At 66.5% G+C, this 17132-nt stretch carries 14 protein-coding genes; 7 read left to right on the top strand and 7 right to left on the bottom strand.

Features of this window, described 5'->3' with window-relative positions; genetic code table 11:
- A partial coding sequence (gene dacB, locus VF662_RS16540; protein ID WP_464143051.1) for a D-alanyl-D-alanine carboxypeptidase/D-alanyl-D-alanine endopeptidase occupies positions 1-784 on the top strand: 784 nt, incomplete at its 5' end.
- Here the strand turns inward: dacB and VF662_RS16535 are convergent.
- Positions 781-1797, bottom strand: coding sequence for a serine hydrolase domain-containing protein (locus tag VF662_RS16535; RefSeq protein WP_464143050.1), 1017 nt, complete (start codon positions 1795-1797; stop codon positions 781-783). The genes dacB and VF662_RS16535 overlap by 4 nt on opposite strands.
- Positions 1794-3308 (bottom strand): MFS transporter, encoded by a 1515-nt coding sequence (locus tag VF662_RS16530; protein WP_464143049.1) that lies wholly within the window; start codon positions 3306-3308, stop codon positions 1794-1796. The genes VF662_RS16535 and VF662_RS16530 overlap by 4 nt, the downstream gene beginning before the upstream one ends.
- 176 nt (positions 3309-3484) lie before the next feature.
- Here VF662_RS16530 and VF662_RS16525 point away from each other — a divergent pair, with 176 nt between their 5' ends.
- Both VF662_RS16525 and lysA read left to right on the top strand, forming a co-directional pair.
- Positions 3485-6550 (top strand): TonB-dependent receptor domain-containing protein, encoded by a 3066-nt coding sequence (locus tag VF662_RS16525; RefSeq protein ID WP_464143048.1) that lies wholly within the window; start codon positions 3485-3487, stop codon positions 6548-6550.
- Between the two features lie 74 nt (positions 6551-6624).
- On the top strand, positions 6625-7890 hold the full coding sequence (gene lysA, locus VF662_RS16520) for a diaminopimelate decarboxylase (protein ID WP_464143047.1): 1266 nt from the start codon (positions 6625-6627) through the stop codon (positions 7888-7890).
- Positions 7891-7897: 7 nt separating this feature from the next.
- On the opposite strand, the gene VF662_RS16515 is transcribed toward lysA, so the two are convergent.
- The gene (locus tag VF662_RS16515; RefSeq protein ID WP_464143046.1) at positions 7898-9091 is read right to left on the bottom strand and encodes a serine hydrolase domain-containing protein; all 1194 of its coding nucleotides are present in this window, start codon (positions 9089-9091) and stop codon (positions 7898-7900) included.
- Between the two features lie 125 nt (positions 9092-9216).
- On the opposite strand from VF662_RS16515, the gene VF662_RS16510 reads away from it, so the two are divergent.
- A complete protein-coding gene (locus VF662_RS16510; protein WP_464143045.1) occupies positions 9217-9618 on the top strand; it encodes a hypothetical protein in 402 nt (133 codons plus the stop codon).
- A gap of 2 nt (positions 9619-9620) precedes the next feature.
- Here VF662_RS16510 and eno read toward each other — a convergent pair whose 3' ends face one another.
- Positions 9621-10910, bottom strand: coding sequence for a phosphopyruvate hydratase (gene eno / locus VF662_RS16505; RefSeq protein ID WP_464143044.1), 1290 nt, complete (start codon positions 10908-10910; stop codon positions 9621-9623).
- 129 nt (positions 10911-11039) lie between these two features.
- On the opposite strand from eno, the gene VF662_RS16500 reads away from it, so the two are divergent.
- Positions 11040-11507, top strand: coding sequence for a DUF3592 domain-containing protein (locus VF662_RS16500; protein WP_464143043.1), 468 nt, complete (start codon positions 11040-11042; stop codon positions 11505-11507).
- Here the strand turns inward: VF662_RS16500 and VF662_RS16495 are convergent.
- On the bottom strand, positions 11504-11971 hold the full coding sequence (locus tag VF662_RS16495) for a vgr related protein (RefSeq protein WP_464143042.1): 468 nt from the start codon (positions 11969-11971) through the stop codon (positions 11504-11506). The two genes, VF662_RS16500 and VF662_RS16495, sit on opposite strands and share 4 nt — an antisense overlap.
- Complete coding sequence (locus VF662_RS16490) at positions 11972-12406, bottom strand: copper chaperone PCu(A)C (RefSeq protein ID WP_464143041.1); 435 nt, start codon at positions 12404-12406, stop codon at positions 11972-11974.
- A 142-nt stretch (positions 12407-12548) separates the two neighbouring features.
- Between VF662_RS16490 and dnaK the strand changes: the two genes are divergently transcribed.
- Positions 12549-14471 carry a molecular chaperone DnaK gene (gene dnaK / locus VF662_RS16485; protein WP_464143040.1) on the top strand — a complete coding sequence of 641 codons (1923 nt, stop codon included), beginning with the start codon at positions 12549-12551 and terminating at the stop codon, positions 14469-14471.
- Positions 14472-14529: 58 nt separating this feature from the next.
- The gene (gene dnaJ / locus VF662_RS16480; protein WP_464143039.1) at positions 14530-15639 is read left to right on the top strand and encodes a molecular chaperone DnaJ; all 1110 of its coding nucleotides are present in this window, start codon (positions 14530-14532) and stop codon (positions 15637-15639) included.
- A 4-nt stretch (positions 15640-15643) separates the two neighbouring features.
- On the opposite strand, the gene VF662_RS16475 is transcribed toward dnaJ, so the two are convergent.
- Positions 15644-17132, bottom strand: a 1489-nt coding sequence (locus VF662_RS16475) for an HWE histidine kinase domain-containing protein (RefSeq protein WP_464143038.1), incomplete at its 5' end; no start/stop codon positions are given.

Here is a 17132-nt window from a genome sequence, read left to right as displayed (position 1 = left end):
GCGGCTTCCGGGAAGTACGGCCGTGCGGCTCACGGGGACCATTGTGGCGGGACCGAAGACGGAGCTGGTACGCCTCGGCATCGACGATCCGGCGCATTATGCGGCATGGCGCCTGAAGCAGCTGCTTGAGGCGCGGGGCGTCCGCGTGACGGGGGAGGTTTCGTCGCGCTATCGGCGGCTCACTCCGGCCGACGATCCGAAGGCGAGGAACGGCGCTCCGCCGCCCCGGCCGCCGCGGCAGGAAGTGCTCGCGAAGCTGACGCCGCCGCCGCTGATCGAGGATCTTGGCCACACCAACAAGGTGAGCCAGAATCTCCATGCCGAGCTGCTGCTCCGGCGGGTGGGGCTCCAGCAGGGCAGCGGCTCGATCGCCGACGGCGTCGCGGCAGTCCGCGCGATGCTCGAGCGGGCAGGGGTCCCGCGCACGAGCTACGACTTTTCGGACGGCTCCGGCATGTCGACCTACAATCGCGTTGCGCCGCGCGGGATGGTGACGTTCCTGCGCTGGATCGCGGCCCAGCCCTGGGGCGCCGCCTATCGCGAGACGCTTCCGGTCGCCGGGGTGGACGGGACGCTCCGCAGCCGCTTCGGCGGCACTCCGCTGGAGCGTCGCCTGTTCGCAAAGACGGGCTCCCTCAACGCCACCAACGCCCTTTCCGGTTACATGATCGCGAAGAGCGGGCGGACGCTCGTCTTCTCGGTTTACGCCAACGACGTGCCGGAAGGTGTCGGGGCGACCAGGACGATGGACGCGGCGCTGCAGCTGATCGCGGAGGCCAACTAGGCTCGGTCGAACGCTGCGATCAGCGCATCGCCGGTCAGAGGACGAAGCTCGAAGATGCCGCTGTCCCGGTGCCGGGTGGGGTGGACCCGGTTGGTCAGCAACGTCCAGGCGAGGCCGCGGTCGAAGTCGATCCAGAGGCCGGTGCCGGTGAAGCCGGTATGGCCGATCGTCTCATCGGAGCAGGCGTGGCCGCCGTGCCAGCCGGCGAAGCGCCGCTCCCAGCCGCAGGTGCGGTCGCCGTGGACGCGGGTGCGGATCTCGCGGAGCATTTCCGGGGTGGCGCCGCTGCCATCCAGCAGCCCGGCGGCGAAATCCAGCACTCCCGCCACCGTGCCGAACAGCCCCGCATGCCCCGCCGCTCCGCCTAGTGCGAATGCGTTCTCGTCATGCACCTCGCCCTTAAGAACCCGTCCGCGCCAGGTGCAGGCCTCGGTAGCGACGGCCGGACCCGGCGGCGGCCCGAAGCTCAAGCCCTCGCCGAGCGGCCATTCCGAAAGCGGCCTGCCGGTGATCCGCTCGATTGCGATCCCGAGCAGGATATAGTTGATGTCGGAATAAACCGGCGCTCCGTGCCGCCATTCCCGCTGGAGCACGAAGGCCCGCAGCCGGGCGGGATCGCCGCCATAGGTGTAGATGGGCTCCACCGCCGGAAGAAAGGTCCGGTGGGCGAGGCAATCGCGGAAGGTGAGCCGCCGCTCCGCCGCCCCCGCAATGTCGTACTGGCGAAGATCGGGGATAGCGTCGGTGAGGGGGCGGTCGAGCTCGATGCGGCCCTCCTCCGCCAGCCGAAGGATCATCGTCGTTGTGGCGATGACCTTGGAGACGGAGGCGAGATCGAACCAATGCTCCTCCGTCAGCGGCTCCGGGTCGGGCACCAGGGCCGCCATTCCGGCGACTCGTACCGCGCGCCTGCCATCGGCGGTGACGATGCCGAGCGTAGCGCCCGGGATCTTCCCCTCCGCCACGGACGCCGCGGCCGGAGCGAAGGCGCGGTCGGCAATCTCTTCGATCACGCTTCCGGATCGTCCGGCGCGCGGGGCCTGATGCGGCCGATCAGCGGCAGGAACAGGATCGCCGCCAGGGTGAGCGCGCCCGTCAGGATGAAGAAGCCGTCATAGCCGATCTGGACCTGCATAGAGCCCGAAGCTCCGGCCAGCAGCCGCGGGAGGAGGAAGGCGAAGCCCGACAGGAAGGCATATTGGGCGCCCGGATAGCGCGGGTTCACCAGCATCGAGAGGTAGACGACGAAGACCGCGCCGGCGAGGCCGTTGCCGAACTGGTCGGCGGCGGTGGCCGCGTAGAGCACGAAAGTCCCGGGCGACTGGTGGGCGAGCCAGACGAAGCCCCAATTGCCGATCGCAGCCGCAACGGCGCCGAGCGCCAGCGTCCACGCCTGCGGCCAGCGGGTCACCAGCCAGCCGCCGAGCCCCACGCCGACCATGCTGGAGAGAAGCGCCACCGCACCGTCGGCCACGCCGATCTCGGTTAGCGAATAGCCGAGCGACTTCACCAGAGGCTTGGACAGGGTGAGCGCAAGCACGTCGCCCATCCTGTAGAGTGAGACGAAGGCGAGGACGATCAGGGTCGCATAGCCGTAGCGCCAGAAGATATCGACATAGGGGCCGATTGCGGCGGAGCGCCGGAACCAGGCGTCCGGGTGGGCGCGCCGGATCGAGGGCAGGGCCAGCGCCATCGCGATGAAGGGGAGCATGCAGATGGAAAGCACCGCGGGCGTCACGTTGCTGGTCGAGCTGATCCCTCCGCGGGATGCCAGATCGAGCAGCACCCAGCCGACGGCAGCGGTGGCGATCGCAGCAAATGTGAGGATGGCGAAGCTTGCGAGCAGGCCGGTTCCCAAGGCGCTCCAACGGTTGGCGCCGCGATGCTCCGGCCGCATCGACACGAGCAGGGGGAAGGGGAGGAAAGCCGCGGCGGCGATCAGCAGATAGGCCGCGGTCCAGCCGCCATGATCGGCAACGATCAGCGCGCCGCTGCCTGCCGCCACCATAGCGGTGCGATATCCCCAGAGGTTGGCGGCGACGATCGGGCCCTGCTCGTCCTGCGTCGGCGCGAGTTCGATGCGCCAGGCATCGGCCGCGACTTCCAGGGTCGTCGTCCAGAAGGCGAGCAGGGTGGCGAACAGGGCTGTGACGGCGAGACTCTCGTCCGACGCGGTGAACGCCATCGCCGCCATCGAGCTGAAGATGCCGAGCTGCGCAAGCATGATCCATCCCCGGCGCTTGCCCCAGAAGCGGCCGAAGCCGGGCACGTCGAACCGGTCGAGCAGCGGCGCCCAGAGGAACTTGAAGGTCGGCAGCAACGTCACCCAGGCGAAGAAGCCGATCACGACGAGGCCGACGCCGTGCTGCGTGAGCCTCAGCGCGAGCACGGTAGAGAACATGTAGAAGGGAAGGCCTGCCGAGAAGCCGAGCAGCACGTAAAGCGCGAGCCGTCCGATCCCGGGCCGCACGACGGACGGCGCCGCCGCGCCCGCGTCGCTGAGGCTTGCAGCGGAGGTGCTCATCGAGCCTCCCCCGTGGGGCGACACTGTTGCTTCCGCGACACGCTTTTCAGTGCTTCCCCCTCGAACGATACCCGCCTTGCCCAAGTCGCAACAGAATCTGTGGCGCTGCGCAACTTCTTTGTTAGAAAAGCAAATCGATCCGCCGGAAAATGGGCGGGCTTTGGGGGGCTCTCGATATGGCACGTTTCACAGCAATCAGGTTGAATCTCGTCTCCGGCTCGGCGCTTGCAGCGCTCGCCTGCGCGATTCCCGGAGCGGCATCCGCGCAGGTGGTGGATCCGCAGACCACGACCCAGCCGGCGAATACGCCGACCGGCGCCGAAACCCCCCAGACGGACGCGAGCCTGACCGGCACCGAGCCCGATCGCGACCGCGAGATCATCGTCACGGGTTCCCGCATCCGGCGCGATCCGAACAACAGCCCGCTGCCGCTCCAGATCATCACGACTCAGGAGCTTACGCGCGAGGGGATCAGCAACCCCGAGCAGTTCATCATGTATCTCAGCACCAACGGCAGCGGCGCCGACAACCTCGCGTCGAACGCTGACGTGACGAGCGGAGCCCAACGCGGCACCAACGGCTTGTCCGCCGCCAACCTCCGCGGCCAGGGCTCGGCATCCACGCTCGTGCTTCTGAACGGCCGCCGCGTCGCCGCCCACGGCCTCACCGGCTCCGCAGTCGACGTGAACCAGATCCCCTTCGCCGCGATCGAGCGGATCGAAGTGCTGAAGGACGGCGCCTCGGCAATCTACGGCACCGATGCGATCGGCGGCGTGATCAACTTCATCACCCGGAAGAACTTCACCGGGGTCGCGTTGAATGCGTTCACCGACATCACCGAGCGCGGCGACAGCCCGATCTACCGCCTCTCGGCCACGGCAGGCTACGGTCAGCTGAGCGAGCAGGGCTTCAACATCATGGCCGCCGTCAGCAAGAGCTGGAACGGTGTTCTGAACGGGTACGACCGGGACTTCGTGAGCGGCAACCAGCCCAATCGGGGTCTTTCGGTCGATACGCGCGGCACCCCGCTCGCCAATGCGTTCCCGGCCAACCCGAACCCGTTCTTCGCCCCGAATGGCTCGCTGCTCGGCGGCACGACCGGAGCGACGGTTCTGCCAGGCCTTGTCTTTCCCGGAACCACCACTCCGGCAACCGGCGGCATCAACATCCTCGACCTTCCCGGCGGCGCCGGCTGCGAGACGATGGACGGCGGCATGGCCTATGACGAGCAGCTCTGGGCGAACCCGGGCGCGCGTTTTGCCTGCGCATGGGACACCGGCCGCGCGGCCGTTCTCCAGCAGCCGCTGAAGACGCTCACCTATTACGGGCGGGGCACTGTAAGGTTCGGCGAGCATGAGATCTTCGCCGAGATCACGGGTTCGGATGCGACTTCGGCCAAGCGCTTTTCGCCGAACCAATATTCGATCAACGCGACGTCGCTGCCGCTTTATTACCCGCTCAATTCGATCACTGCGGACACCTATAACGACGTCTTCAACCGGCTCGTCGCCGTATTCCCGGCGATCCGTCCCAATTACGGCAAGCCGATCGCTTATCGCTGGCGCAACACGCCGGGCGGGACCCGTGAATATGTGACGAACACGAAGACCCTTCGTGCCGCGCTCGGCGTCGAGGGCCCGATGTTCGGCAAGTGGGATTACCGCGCCGGCGCATCCTATGCCCGCAGCGAATCTTCTTCGGTGCTGGGCGAGGGTTATCATTATCGCGGCGTATTCCCCTCCGCCGGAGCGGCCGCCGCTTCGGGCGTTGCGGGAGCAGTCGCCGGTGGACCTGATCCGCGCGCGCCGACCGCGCCGGGCGCAAGCGCGCCGGGCATCATCGGCCTCCTCAACAGCGGCATCCTCAACCCGTTCTCGCTCACGCAGACGCCGGCGGCGCTTGCGGGGCTGGATGCGGTCTCCGCCCGGGGCGTCACGCTCTACGGCGGCAAATATGAAGTGAAGCAGCTCGACGCTTCCTTCTCCGGGCCGTTGTTCAACCTGTGGCACGGCGCCGTTCAGGCGGCGATCGGCGTCGACTATCGACGCGAGACCTACAGCTTCAACGGCTCCCCGGCCGCGGTTCTGGGCACGCCGGACATCTTCAACGCCGCATTCGACAACATCAACGCGCTGACGCCGAAGCACCGGACGGTGAAGGCCGCTTATGCCGAGATCCTGATCCCCATCCTTCCGGAGCTGGAAGTGACGGGCGCGATCCGGATCGACGATTATACCGGCTTCGGCACGACCACGAATCCGAAGGTGTCGGTCAAGTTCCGTCCGGTCGACTGGCTGATGTTCCGCGGCTCCTACAATACCGGCTTCCGCGTCCCGTCGTTCAACCAGATCTTCAACGGCACGACGATCTCGCCCAATCCGGGCAACACGCTCGTCGATCCCACGACCTGCCCGGGCGGAGCCGTCAATCCTGCTATCCCGGGTTGCGCGGCCATCACTCCGGATACGCTCTCGGGCGGAAACCTGCAGCTCGGCCCGGAGACGTCGAAGCAGGCAAGCCTCGGCGTCGTCTTCCAGCCGGCGAGGCAGTTCAGCGCCTCGGTCGATTACTGGCAGATCGCGGTCGACGACACGATCGGTGCGCTGACGCTGCGGGAGTTGCTCAACAACATCAGCTTCTTCCCGAATCGCGTCGAGCGTACGAACGGCATCATCACGACCGTCGACCTTCGCGCGGACAATATCGGCTCGCGGCGGACCAAGGGCCTCGAGATCGCCCTTCGCGGCGGCTTCGACGTGCTCGGCGGCACGATCTCGGCGGGCCTTGACGGGACTTACCTGCTCAAGAAGCGCGAGAAGTTCCTGCCGTCGGCGCCGTACGGCCCGAGCCTGATCGGCGTGTTCAGCTTCGCCGGCGACCTTGGCCTTAAGTGGAAGCACAACGCCTTCATCACCTACCGGAACGAGGATCTGACGCTCAGCTTCTCGCAGATCTTCCGCAACGGCTACAAGAACCAGGCGCTGCCGGGCATCGCCAACGGCACGGTCACGCGTCCCGACTTCAACGAGCGGGTGGACGAATATATCATCTACAACGCGTCCATCAGCTACGACGTGATGAAGCGGCTGCGGCTGACCGCGGGTATCAAGAACCTGTTCGACACCGACCCGCCGTTCGCGATCACCTATGACAGCAACACCGGCGCCGGCAGCTCGTGGGAGCCGCGCGTCGCGGATCCGCGCGGGCGCTCGTTCACCATGGCCGTCGAAGTGAAGTTCTAAAGCTTCCCGAAAGGGGCTAACGGAGCCGCGGCAGCATACCTGCCGCGGCTTCTTTTTTTGCGGAGCGGATTGGAATGGGCGAGTTCGAACTGCGGGACGGCGTGATCCATTGCGAGCACGTGCCGCTGCCGCTGATCGCCCGCGAGGTGGGAACCCCCGCCTACGTCTATTCGACCGCGAGCATGCGCCGGCAGGTGCAGGCGCTCAGATCGGCGCTCGCCTCGCTCGACGATCCGCTGATCGCTTACGCCGTCAAGGCCAATCCCAATGCGGCGGTGCTCGCCACGCTGGCGGCGGAGGGGCTCGGGGGAGATGTCGTCTCGGGCGGCGAATATCGCCGCGCCAGGGCGGCGGGAATCCCGGCCGAAAAGATCGTCTTCTCCGGCGTCGGCAAGACGGCCGCGGAGATGAGGCTCGCGCTCGAAGGCGGGCTTTGCCAGTTCAACCTCGAATCGGTGCCGGAGGCGGAAATGCTCTCCGAAGTCGCCGTCTCGATGGGGATGACCGCGCCCGTCGCGCTCCGTGTGAATCCCGCCGTTCAGGCGGGGACCCACGCCAAGATCTCCACCGGAGCCGCCGACAGCAAGTTCGGCATCCCGATCGCCGAAGCGATGAGCGCCTGCGCGCGGGTGCGCGAGCTGCCGGGGCTCGAGCTTCGCGGAGTGGCGGTCCACATCGGCAGCCAGCTGACCACCCTCGGCCCGCTCGAAGCCGCGTTCCGCAAGCTCGGCGAACTGATCGCGGCGCTAAGGGCCGCGGGGCACCGGATCAGCACCGCCGACCTCGGCGGCGGGCTCGGGGTTGCCTACGATCCCTCGGCGCCGCCGCCGCCCGCGCCGGAGGAATATGGCGCAATGGTCTCGCGCGCCACGGCAGGCTGGGACGTCCGGCTGATCTTCGAGCCGGGGCGGCTGATCGTCGGCAATGCCGGCATTCTCCTCACCGAGGTGATCCGCGTGAAGCCGGGTGGAGCGCATCCTTTCGTGATCCTCGATGCCGCAATGAACGATCTGATGCGGCCAAGCCTCTACGATGCCTGGCACGGCATCGATGCCGTGGTTCCGAAGGGCGGGGCGATGGTCGCCGACGTGGTGGGGCCGGTCTGCGAGACGGGGGACATCTTCGCGCGGGCGAGGCGGATGGACCGGGTGGAGGCGGGCGACCTGATGATCATCCGCACGTCCGGCGCCTATGCGGCGACCATGGCGAGCACGTACAATTCACGCCCGCTTACGCCCGAAGTGCTGGTCAACGGCGATCAATGGGCGGTGGTCCGGGAGCGGCAGGACATCGAGCGCCTGCTCCAGGACACGAAGATGCCGGACTGGCTCGGCGGCTAGTAGGCGCTCAATCGAGCTTCGCCGCCAGAAATTCCTCCACCGCCTTGTAGGCCGAGCCGCCCGACGCGGGATCGGGGCCGTTGTTCGCGGCGAAATAGGCGATGCCGACGCGCCGCCGGCGGTCGATCCAGAGGCCGGAGCGGACCCCGTACGCGTCGCCGGCATGGCCGACCACCCGGCGCTCGTTCCCGAACAGATCGTCGCGGCAGCCGACTGCCTTGGTGGGAAGGCTCTGTGCGGCAAGGCCGTAGGCGCAATAGAAGCCCTCGCTCGTATCGCCGTTCGTCCCATCGAACTGCCACACGGGCTGGAGGATGGCGTCGAGGCTCTCTTCCTTCAGGAACCGGCCGCCGCCATGCCGCCCGCGGTTGAGGAGCAGCCACCCGATCGCGGCGAGATCGCGCATCGAGACGCGCAGCCCGCCCTGCGGCGAAAAGAGCGCGCCGTTGGAGCCGAGCACGTAGCTGTCGAGATCGCAGCCGCTGCCGGCGCGGAAGACGGGGCATTCGGGGCGCTTCCCCTGAAGCCCGTCGAGCGCGACCGTGCCGTCGGGGCGGTAGAGCGTCACGGCCCGCTCGATATTGGCGTCGCTGCACATCGTCCAGTTGAAGCAGGCATCGAGCCCCAGCGGCGCCATCACGAGGCGGTGGATCAGCCGGTCGAACCTCTCGCCGGTCTTCAGCTCCAGAGCCGAGGCGATGATCGGGAAGTTGAGGTTCGAATAGCGGAAATAGGTGCCCGGCGCGTGCGCGGTGTCGAACACTCCCGGCGAGGCGACGGCGGCGCGGACGGTCTTGCCGAGAGGGATGACATAGGCCTCGCCGGCGTCCTGCAGGCTCGATCGGTGCGACAGCAGGGTGCGAAGCGTGATCGGCGTATTGGGGAAGGCGGGGTTACGCAGCTGCCAGCCGAGATAGGAGGAGACGTCCTCGTCCAGGCTGATGCGGCCTTCCTCTGCGAGCCGCATCACCCCCAGTGCCACGATCAGCTTCGAGATCGAGGCGACTCGCACCGGATCGTCGATCGTCAATTTCCGGTTGGAGGTCCGGTCCGCGACGCCGGAAGCGCCGCTCCCGCGCACGCCGCTCGCATCGAAGCTCACCCAGGCGTAGCTCACCTCCGGAGGCGGGGGAGGGACCGCGACCTTCGCCTGCTGGCAGCCGGACGCGAGAAGAATGAGGAGAAGGGTGAGGAGCCGCATTCCGCCAGCTTAGACGAGTGCCGAGCCGCTGGGAAACAGGAGAGTGCAGGGGCGGGAGCCAAGTCAGCGGCCGTTCAGATGGGCATGATATTGGAGCATATCCTCTCTTTTCGCAGGAGCAGAACATGCGCCGCCTTCTTCCACTTATCGCCGGATCACTTCTCCTTGGTAGCGTCGCCGCGGACGCGGCTCCCCGGCTGGCGCCGGAGGAGCGGCTGGCGCGGGCGCTCGAGGGCCGCACCGCCGGCCAGCCGGTCGATTGCATCCAGCTTCGGTTCGTTCGCGGCAGCCGGATCATCGACAGGACCGCGATCCTCTACGATGCCGGCGGCACGATCTACGTGAACCGCCCGCGCAACGGTGCCGAGTCGCTCGACAGCGATGATACCCTGGTGACGAAGACCCATTCGTCGCAGCTCTGCAGCATCGACGTGGTCACCCTCTACGACAGCGCGTCCCGAACCAACAGCGGCGTCGTCTTCCTCGGCCCGTTCATTCCCTATCGGAAGGCCAGCCGGGGCAACTGAGTTCAGCGGGGGAGGAGGCGCTCGGCGACCGCACTGCCGGCATAGACGGCGTCGGACCCGAGCTCCTCTTCGATCCGGAGCAGCTGGTTGTACTTCGCCGTGCGGTCGGAGCGCGAAAGCGAGCCCGTTTTGATGAGCCCGCAATTGGTTGCGACCGCGAGGTCGGCGATCGTCGTGTCCTCCGTCTCGCCCGAGCGGTGCGACATGACGGCGCTGTAGCCGGCGCGATGGGCGGTATCGACCGTGTCGAGCGTCTCGGTGAGCGATCCGATCTGGTTTACCTTCACGAGGATCGAATTGGCGATGCCGCCCGCGATCCCCTCCCGAAGGCGCCGCACGTTGGTGACGAAGACATCGTCGCCCACCAGCTGGCACCGGCTGCCGACGAGGTCGGTCAGGCGCTTCCAGCCATCCATATCGTCCTCGGCCATCCCGTCCTCGATCGAGATGATCGGATATTCGGAGGCGAGCTGCGCCAGGTACGCGACCTGCTCGTCCACGCTCCGCGTGACGCCTTCGCCCGCATAGGCATAGCCGCCCTCGCGGAAGAATTCGCTGGCTGCGGAATCGAGCGCGATCGCGACGTCCTCGCCGGGACGGAACCCGGCCTCTGAAATGGCGGCCATGATATAATCGAGCGCTTCGCCCGCCGTACGCAGGTCGGGCGCGAAGCCGCCCTCGTCGCCGACGCTGGTGCTGTGGCCCGCCTTCGAGAGCGCGGATTTCAGCGTGTGGAACACTTCCGTGCCCATCCGGAGCGCCTCGCGGAAGCTGGGCGCGTTCAGCGGCATCACCATGAATTCCTGGAAGTCGAGGCCGTTATTGGCATGCGCGCCGCCGTTGATGATGTTCATCATCGCCACCGGCAGGACCCGCGCCGATACGCCTCCAACGTGGCGGTAGAGCGGGATCGACAAGGAGGAGGCGGCCGCCTTCGCGACTGCGAGCGAGGCACCCAGGATCGCATTTGCGCCAAGGCGGGACTTGTTGTCGGTGCCGTCGAGCTCGATCATCGCGCTGTCGATGCCGATCTGGTCCCGCGCGTCCCGGCCCACCAGAATTTCGGCGATCGGGCCGGCGACCGAAGCCACCGCCTTCAACGTGCCTTTGCCCTTGTAGCGCCTGGCGTCGCCGTCGCGCAGCTCCACCGCCTCGTGAGTTCCGACGGAGGCGCCCGAGGGCACTGCGGCGCGCCCGACGATGCCGTCTTCGAGAACAACGTCGACTTCGACGGTGGGATTGCCGCGGCTGTCGAGGATCTCGCGGCCGATCACTTGTTCGATTCTGCTCATGCGGCACCCTTTCTCGATCAGGCGCGGCGCCGTCAATCCGGACCGGCTCCGGCACGAATATTCACCGCCATTTTCGTTTGCCTCTGCGTCTGAGCAATGCTTCAAAAGCTGCTTCAAATGGGGGATTTCATGGAACCTGTAGCTCTGGGATTGATCGTGCTCGGCCTCGTCTGGGCGCTGGGCTTCGGTTACGCGCACTTCCGCGCGGCCGGAAAGGCGAAGGCTTCGGAGAGCTGGCCGACAGCAAGCGGCACCGTGCGCTCGGCCGAGGTGCAGATCGAGGAAAGTACCGACCGGGAAGGCGGGACGAGCACATGGTACAATCCGATCGTCGTCTATTCCTACAGTGCAGGCGGCCGCGAGCTCGAGGGGCGTCGGCTCAGGTTCGGCAACCCGCGCAGCTCCAGCCGGAAGAAGGCGGATGCGGCGATCGCGCCCTACGCTGTCGGATCCTCCGTGCCGGTCCGCTACAATCCCGAAAAGCCCGAGGAGTGCGTTCTGGAGACGCGAAAGCCCAGCCCGATCTACCTGATCCTGGCCATCTTCGGGCTTCCATTCATCGCCATCGGCCTCTTCTTCAACCAGCTCGTCGCCTAGGCGGAGCGGAAGCCGGGGAAGGGGAGGATCGTCTCCAGCTGCTCGCGCGGCGGTGCTCCGGGGAAGGCGGCGCCCTCGCGGAGCAGGAACGCGTGGCGGACGATCTCGGCCTGCTGCTCGATCCCGTAGCGGTGGAGCGGCCAGCCGGGCTTCACCGAATAGCTGTAGCGGCAGAAGGGATGGCGTGCGAGCGGCAGCCAGATGCCCTTCTGGTGCTGCCAGACGTGCGTCATCTCGTGGATGAAGAGCCCCTGGCGGTGGAGCGGGCTGGAGCCGAAATCCTCCGACCAGAGATCGCCCTCAGGATGGAAGTAGATATTCCCGTTCGGCGACATCGCGATGTTGCGCGTCTGGAATGGCCACCAGCTCCGGCGGACGATCTGAACCGAGGAATAGTCGATCGTGCTTCCGAACACCGAGGAGGCGAGGTTGCGTTCGGCGTCGGTAAGCGGACGCGCCGTCACCTAGTGCCCCGAGTGACTGCCGGCGGCGTGCACCTCCGCCTCGACCGTCACCGGCGGTGCGGGCTCGAAGGTGAAGGTGAGCGGGATCTTGTCACCGGCTTTAAGCGAGGGATCGAGCCCGAACAGCATTGCATGGCGGCCGCCCGGCTTGAACTCCAGAACGCCGCTCGATGGGAAGGTGAGGTCACCCATCAGGCCCATCCTGGACATGCCGCCTTCTTCGCGCGTCTCGTGAAGCTCGACCCGCTCCACCTTCGGGCTGGTGACGCTGACGATCTTGGTTGGATCGTTGTTCGTCCTCAGCGTGAAATAGGCCGCTCCCGGCCGGCCCGGCACCACGGGGAGCATGACCATCGCCTCTTTCACCTCCACCTTAGGCTCCGGCGGAGCACCCTTGCCGCAGGCGGCGAGTGCGAGGAAAGCAGCTGTTGCCAATTTGAGACGCATGTGCGTCCTTTAGGCCAGGGCGGCTTCTTGTCGCAATTGAAAGCCCACCTATATCGTTTCGGAAGCACTTCGCGTGCCTTGTTGGAAGGGCGCGGAGAGGGAATTTATTTGGGGCAAACGAGGTAGTTACATGGCAAGAGTAATCGGTATCGATCTTGGCACCACCAATAGCGCCGTCGCTGTCATGGAGGGCGGCAAGCCTAAGGTCATCGAAAATGCTGAGGGCGCGCGCACGACGCCGTCCATCGTCGCTTTCGCCAAGGACGGCGAGCGGCTGATCGGCCAGCCGGCCAAGCGCCAGGCGGTCACCAATCCTGACAATACGATCTTTGCGGTGAAGCGCCTGATCGGCCGCCGCTTCGATGATCCGGTGACCAAGAAGGACACCGAGCTCGTCCCCTACAAGATTTCGCGCGGGCCGAACGGCGATGCGTGGGTGAATGCCGGGGGCAAGGATTACAGCCCGTCGCAGATCTCCGCCTTCATCCTCCAGAAGATGAAGGAAACCGCCGAGGCCTATCTCGGCGAGACCGTCACACAGGCCGTCATCACCGTTCCCGCTTACTTCAACGACGCGCAGCGCCAGGCGACCAAGGATGCCGGGCAGATCGCCGGCCTTGAAGTGCTCCGCATCATCAACGAGCCGACCGCGGCCGCGCTCGCCTATGGCCTCGAGAAGCAGGACGGCAAGACGATCGCCGTCTACGACCTTGGCGGCGGCACGTTCGACATCTCGATCCTCGAGATCGGCGACGGCGTGTTCGAGGTGAAGTCCACGAACGGCGATACCTTCCTCGGCGGTGAGGATTTCGACGCCAAGATCGTCGAATATCTCGCCGACAGCTTCAAGAAGGACGAAGGCATCGACCTTCGCAACGACCGCCTGGCGCTGCAGCGCCTCAAGGAGGCGGCCGAGAAGGCGAAGATCGAGCTGTCTTCCGCGCAGACCACGGAAGTGAACCTGCCCTTCATCACCGCGGACCAGACCGGACCGAAGCACCTGGTGAAGTCGATCAACCGCGCCGATCTCGAACGGCTCGTCGACGAGCTCATCAAGCGGACGATGGACCCGCTGAAGAAGGCGCTTGCCGATGCAGGCCTAAAGGCGGACCAGATCGACGAGGTCGTGCTCGTCGGCGGCATGACCCGGATGCCGAAGGTGCGCGACGCCGTGAAGAGCTTCTTCAACAAGGAGCCGCACACGGGCGTGAACCCGGATGAGGTGGTCGCGATGGGCGCCGCCATTCAGGCGGGCGTCCTCCAGGGCGACGTCAAGGACGTGCTTCTGCTCGACGTCACTCCGCTGTCGCTCGGCATCGAGACGCTGGGCGGCGTCTTCACCCGCATGATCGACCGCAACACGACGATCCCGACGAAGAAATCGCAGACCTATTCGACCGCGGAAGACAATCAGAATGCGGTGACGATCCGCGTCTTCCAGGGCGAGCGCGAGATGGCTGCGGACAACAAGCTGCTCGGCCAGTTCGACCTGGTCGGCATCCCGCCGGCGCCGCGCGGCGTGCCGCAGATCGAGGTCACGTTCGACATCGACGCCAACGGCATCGTCAACGTCTCGGCGCGCGACAAGGGCACCGGCAAGGAGCAGCAGATCCGGATCCAGGCGTCGGGCGGCCTTTCGGACGCGGACATCGACAAGATGGTCCGCGATGCCGAGCAGTTCGCCGAAGAGGACAAGAAGCGTCGTGCCGCGGCGGAAGCCAAGAACAACGCCGAGAGCCTCATCCACACCACCGAGCGGCAGCTCGAGGAGCATGGCGACAAGGTGGACGCTTCGCTGAAGTCGGACATCCAGGCCGCGATCGCCGAGGCGCGCACTGCGGTCGAAGGCGGCGATCCGGAGGCGATGAATGCCAAGTCGCAGGCGCTCGCCCAGGTTGCGATGAAGCTTGGGCAGGCGATCTATGAGAAGGAGCAGGCCACCAACGCTTCTCCGGGCGCCGACGCCGATGCGGCGCAGGGCAGCGAGGCCGGCGGCGGCGAAGAAGTGGTCGACGCCGAATTCTCCGAGGTCGACGACGAAGCGAAGAGCTAAGTCATGAACAGGCCGTCACCCGGTGCGGATGCCTGGGTGACGGTCTGTGGGGACCGCAATGCTTGATAGTGATTATTACGAGCTGCTCCAGGTGGAGCGGACGGCGGACGAGAAGACGATCAAGTCGGCGTATCGGAAGCTCGCGATGGAATGCCACCCCGATCGCAATCCGGGGTGCAAGGTTTCCGAAGAGAAGTTCAAGGCGATCAGCCAGGCCTATGATTGCCTGCGCGATCCGCAGAAACGCGCCGCCTACGACCGCTTCGGCCACGCCGCCTTCAGGAATGGCGGGATGGGCGGAGCGCAGGATTTCGGCTCGTTCAGCGACATCTTCGAAAACATCTTCGGCGAGTTCATGAACGGCGCCCAAGCCGACCGGCGCACCAACATGCTGCGCGGTTCGGACCTCCGATACGACCTCGAAATCACGCTTGAGGACGCCTATAACGGCAAGGAAGTCGATCTACGCATCGACACCACCGTCGGCTGCGAGCCGTGCGGCGGCAGCGGCGCGAAGCCGGGCACCAGCGCCCGCGCATGCAACACCTGCGGGGGACGCGGTCAGGTCCGGGCGAGCCAGGGCTTCTTCGTGGTCGAGCGGACCTGCCCCACCTGCCGGGGCGCCGGCGAAGTGATCGCCGACCCGTGCGATCATTGCCGGGGCGAGGGACGCATCGACAAGCAAAAGTCGCTGAACGTGCGCATTCCGGCGGGCGTCGACGAGGGCACGCGCATCCGACTGTCCGGCGAAGGCGAAGCCGGGACGCGGGGCGGCCCGGCCGGCGACCTCTACATCTTCATCCATCTCGCGCGGCACGCGGTGTTCCAGCGCGACGGAACGACACTGTTCGCGCGCTGCCCGGTGAGCTTCACCACTGCGGCGCTCGGCGGCACGATCGAAGTCCCAGGCCTCGACCGGCAGGGGCACCAGATCAAGATTCCTGCCGGCATCCAGTCGGGCAAGCAGCTTCGCGTTCGCGGCGCCGGCATGACCGTTCTGAACGGCCGCGGCCATGGCGACATGGTGATCCAGGTCGAGGTCGAGACTCCGACGCGGCTTTCCTCCCGCCAGAAGGAGCTGCTCGAGGAATTCCGCAAGACCGAGACGGGGGACGAATGCCCCGCCTCGGCAGGGTTCTTCGCCAAGTTGAAGTCGATGCTCGGCTGACGCTTCAGGCGTTCTCGCGGGTGAGGCTCGGAAGCGCCCGGGCGACATTTTCCAGCGTATAGGGCTTCTGCACGACGGCGCGGGCCTGATGGTCCTCCGGAAGCTGCGCCTGCTCGCCATAGCCGGTCGCGAACAGGAAGGGGATGTTCAGCTCGTTGAGGCGGTCGGCGATGGCGAAGCTGGTCTGGTCTCCAAGGTTGATGTCGAGCATCGCGATGTCGGGCCTGACGCTGTCGATCGCCTCCAGCGCCTGCTCGACGGTGCCGGCGGTCGCGACATGCCCGGCGCCGAGTCGCTTCAATATGTCCTCGGCGTCGAGCGCGATGATGAGGCTGTCCTCGACGAGCAGGATGGTCTTGCGGGAGACGACCTGCGTCGGCCGTTGCTTAATCGGTTCGCTCGCCGGGCGGCCCAACTTGATCGCAGGGCCGCTATAATCCTTGGGCTCCGCCACATGCTTGGCGGGAATGCAGAACCTCGCTTCGACGCCCTCCGGACAATAGTCGATCCGCGCCTCGCCGCCGAGGTCATAGGGGATAGAGCGGTCGATGATCGTGCTTCCGAAGCCCTTCCGAGTCGGCGGCTTCACCGCTGGGCCTCCGCGCTCGCGCCAGTCGATGATGAGGTCGCCATTGTTTCCGCGGTGCCAGGCGATGGCCACCTTCCCGTGGTCGGAGAGGCTTCCATATTTTGCGGAGTTGGTGACGAGCTCGTGCACCACCAGCGCCATCGTCGAATAGGCCTGGGGATTGAGCAGCACCGGCGGGCCTTCCGCCGACACGCGGTCGGTCTGCTCGGCAAGAAAAGCGGCGGCCTCGGCATCGATCAGTGCGCGGAGCGGAGCCGGGCCCCAATGATCGTCGGTGATCTGGTTGTGCGCCCGGGCGAGCGCGTGGATGCGGCCGTCCACCAGCCGAACGAAATCCTCCACCGTGGAGCCGTCCTTCGGCTTCGACTGGCGGATGAGGCCGCGGATGACGCCGAGGATGTTGCGGACCCGGTGGTTGAGCTCGGCGATCAGCAGTTCCTGCCGCTCGTTCGCCGCCTGCCGCTCGACGCTCGCTTCGTCGGCGAGGCGAAGCACGACTTCGATAAGGGTCGCACGCAGCGTCTCGGCGACGCGGAGCTCCGAGCTGGTGAAGGGCTTGGAGCGGCCTTCCACCAATTCCTTCCACTCGGCGAAGCTCTCGCGGGGCGTCAGCCGGGGGCCGTTTGGCCCATATTCCACCGGCTTGTGCGGATCGCCGCCCCAGCGGACCGAGCGGATGAGCTCGGACCGGAACAGGACGACGTAGTCGCGCGGGCTGCGTGAGATCGGGATTGCGAGCATCCCGGCCGCTGCCGAGGCGAAAGCCTCCGCGCCGGGCACGATCGAGGAGATGCGGTCGGTCGCGTACACCTTGCCGGCGGCGGTGCCGTTCAGTGCGCGGACGATCCGGCCGAAATCCTCGCTCGACGGGGTGATGCCCGAAAAGGCCTGGTTGCCGTTGATC

It is taken from the genome of Allosphingosinicella sp. (genome assembly GCF_036387215.1).
Taxonomy (GTDB): Bacteria; Pseudomonadota; Alphaproteobacteria; order Sphingomonadales; family Sphingomonadaceae; genus Allosphingosinicella.
Note: the sequence above shows the minus strand (reverse complement) of the source record. Positions and strands in the feature narration are given on the sequence as shown.

Bases quoted from the DNA above. Each gene is read 5' to 3' on its own strand.
- VF662_RS16515 (WP_464143046.1), bottom strand. From the start codon at position 9,091: ATGCGGCTCCTCACCCTTCTCCTCATTCTTCTCGCGTCCGGCTGCCAG.
- dnaK (WP_464143040.1), top strand. From the start codon at position 12,549: ATGGCAAGAGTAATCGGTATCGATCTTGGCACCACCAATAGCGCCGTC.
- eno (WP_464143044.1), bottom strand. From the start codon at position 10,910: ATGAGCAGAATCGAACAAGTGATCGGCCGCGAGATCCTCGACAGCCGC.
- VF662_RS16525 (WP_464143048.1), top strand. From the start codon at position 3,485: ATGGCACGTTTCACAGCAATCAGGTTGAATCTCGTCTCCGGCTCGGCG.
- lysA (WP_464143047.1), top strand. From the start codon at position 6,625: ATGGGCGAGTTCGAACTGCGGGACGGCGTGATCCATTGCGAGCACGTG.
- VF662_RS16500 (WP_464143043.1), top strand. From the start codon at position 11,040: ATGGAACCTGTAGCTCTGGGATTGATCGTGCTCGGCCTCGTCTGGGCG.
- VF662_RS16510 (WP_464143045.1), top strand. From the start codon at position 9,217: ATGCGCCGCCTTCTTCCACTTATCGCCGGATCACTTCTCCTTGGTAGC.
- VF662_RS16530 (WP_464143049.1), bottom strand. From the start codon at position 3,308: ATGAGCACCTCCGCTGCAAGCCTCAGCGACGCGGGCGCGGCGGCGCCG.
- dnaJ (WP_464143039.1), top strand. From the start codon at position 14,530: ATGCTTGATAGTGATTATTACGAGCTGCTCCAGGTGGAGCGGACGGCG.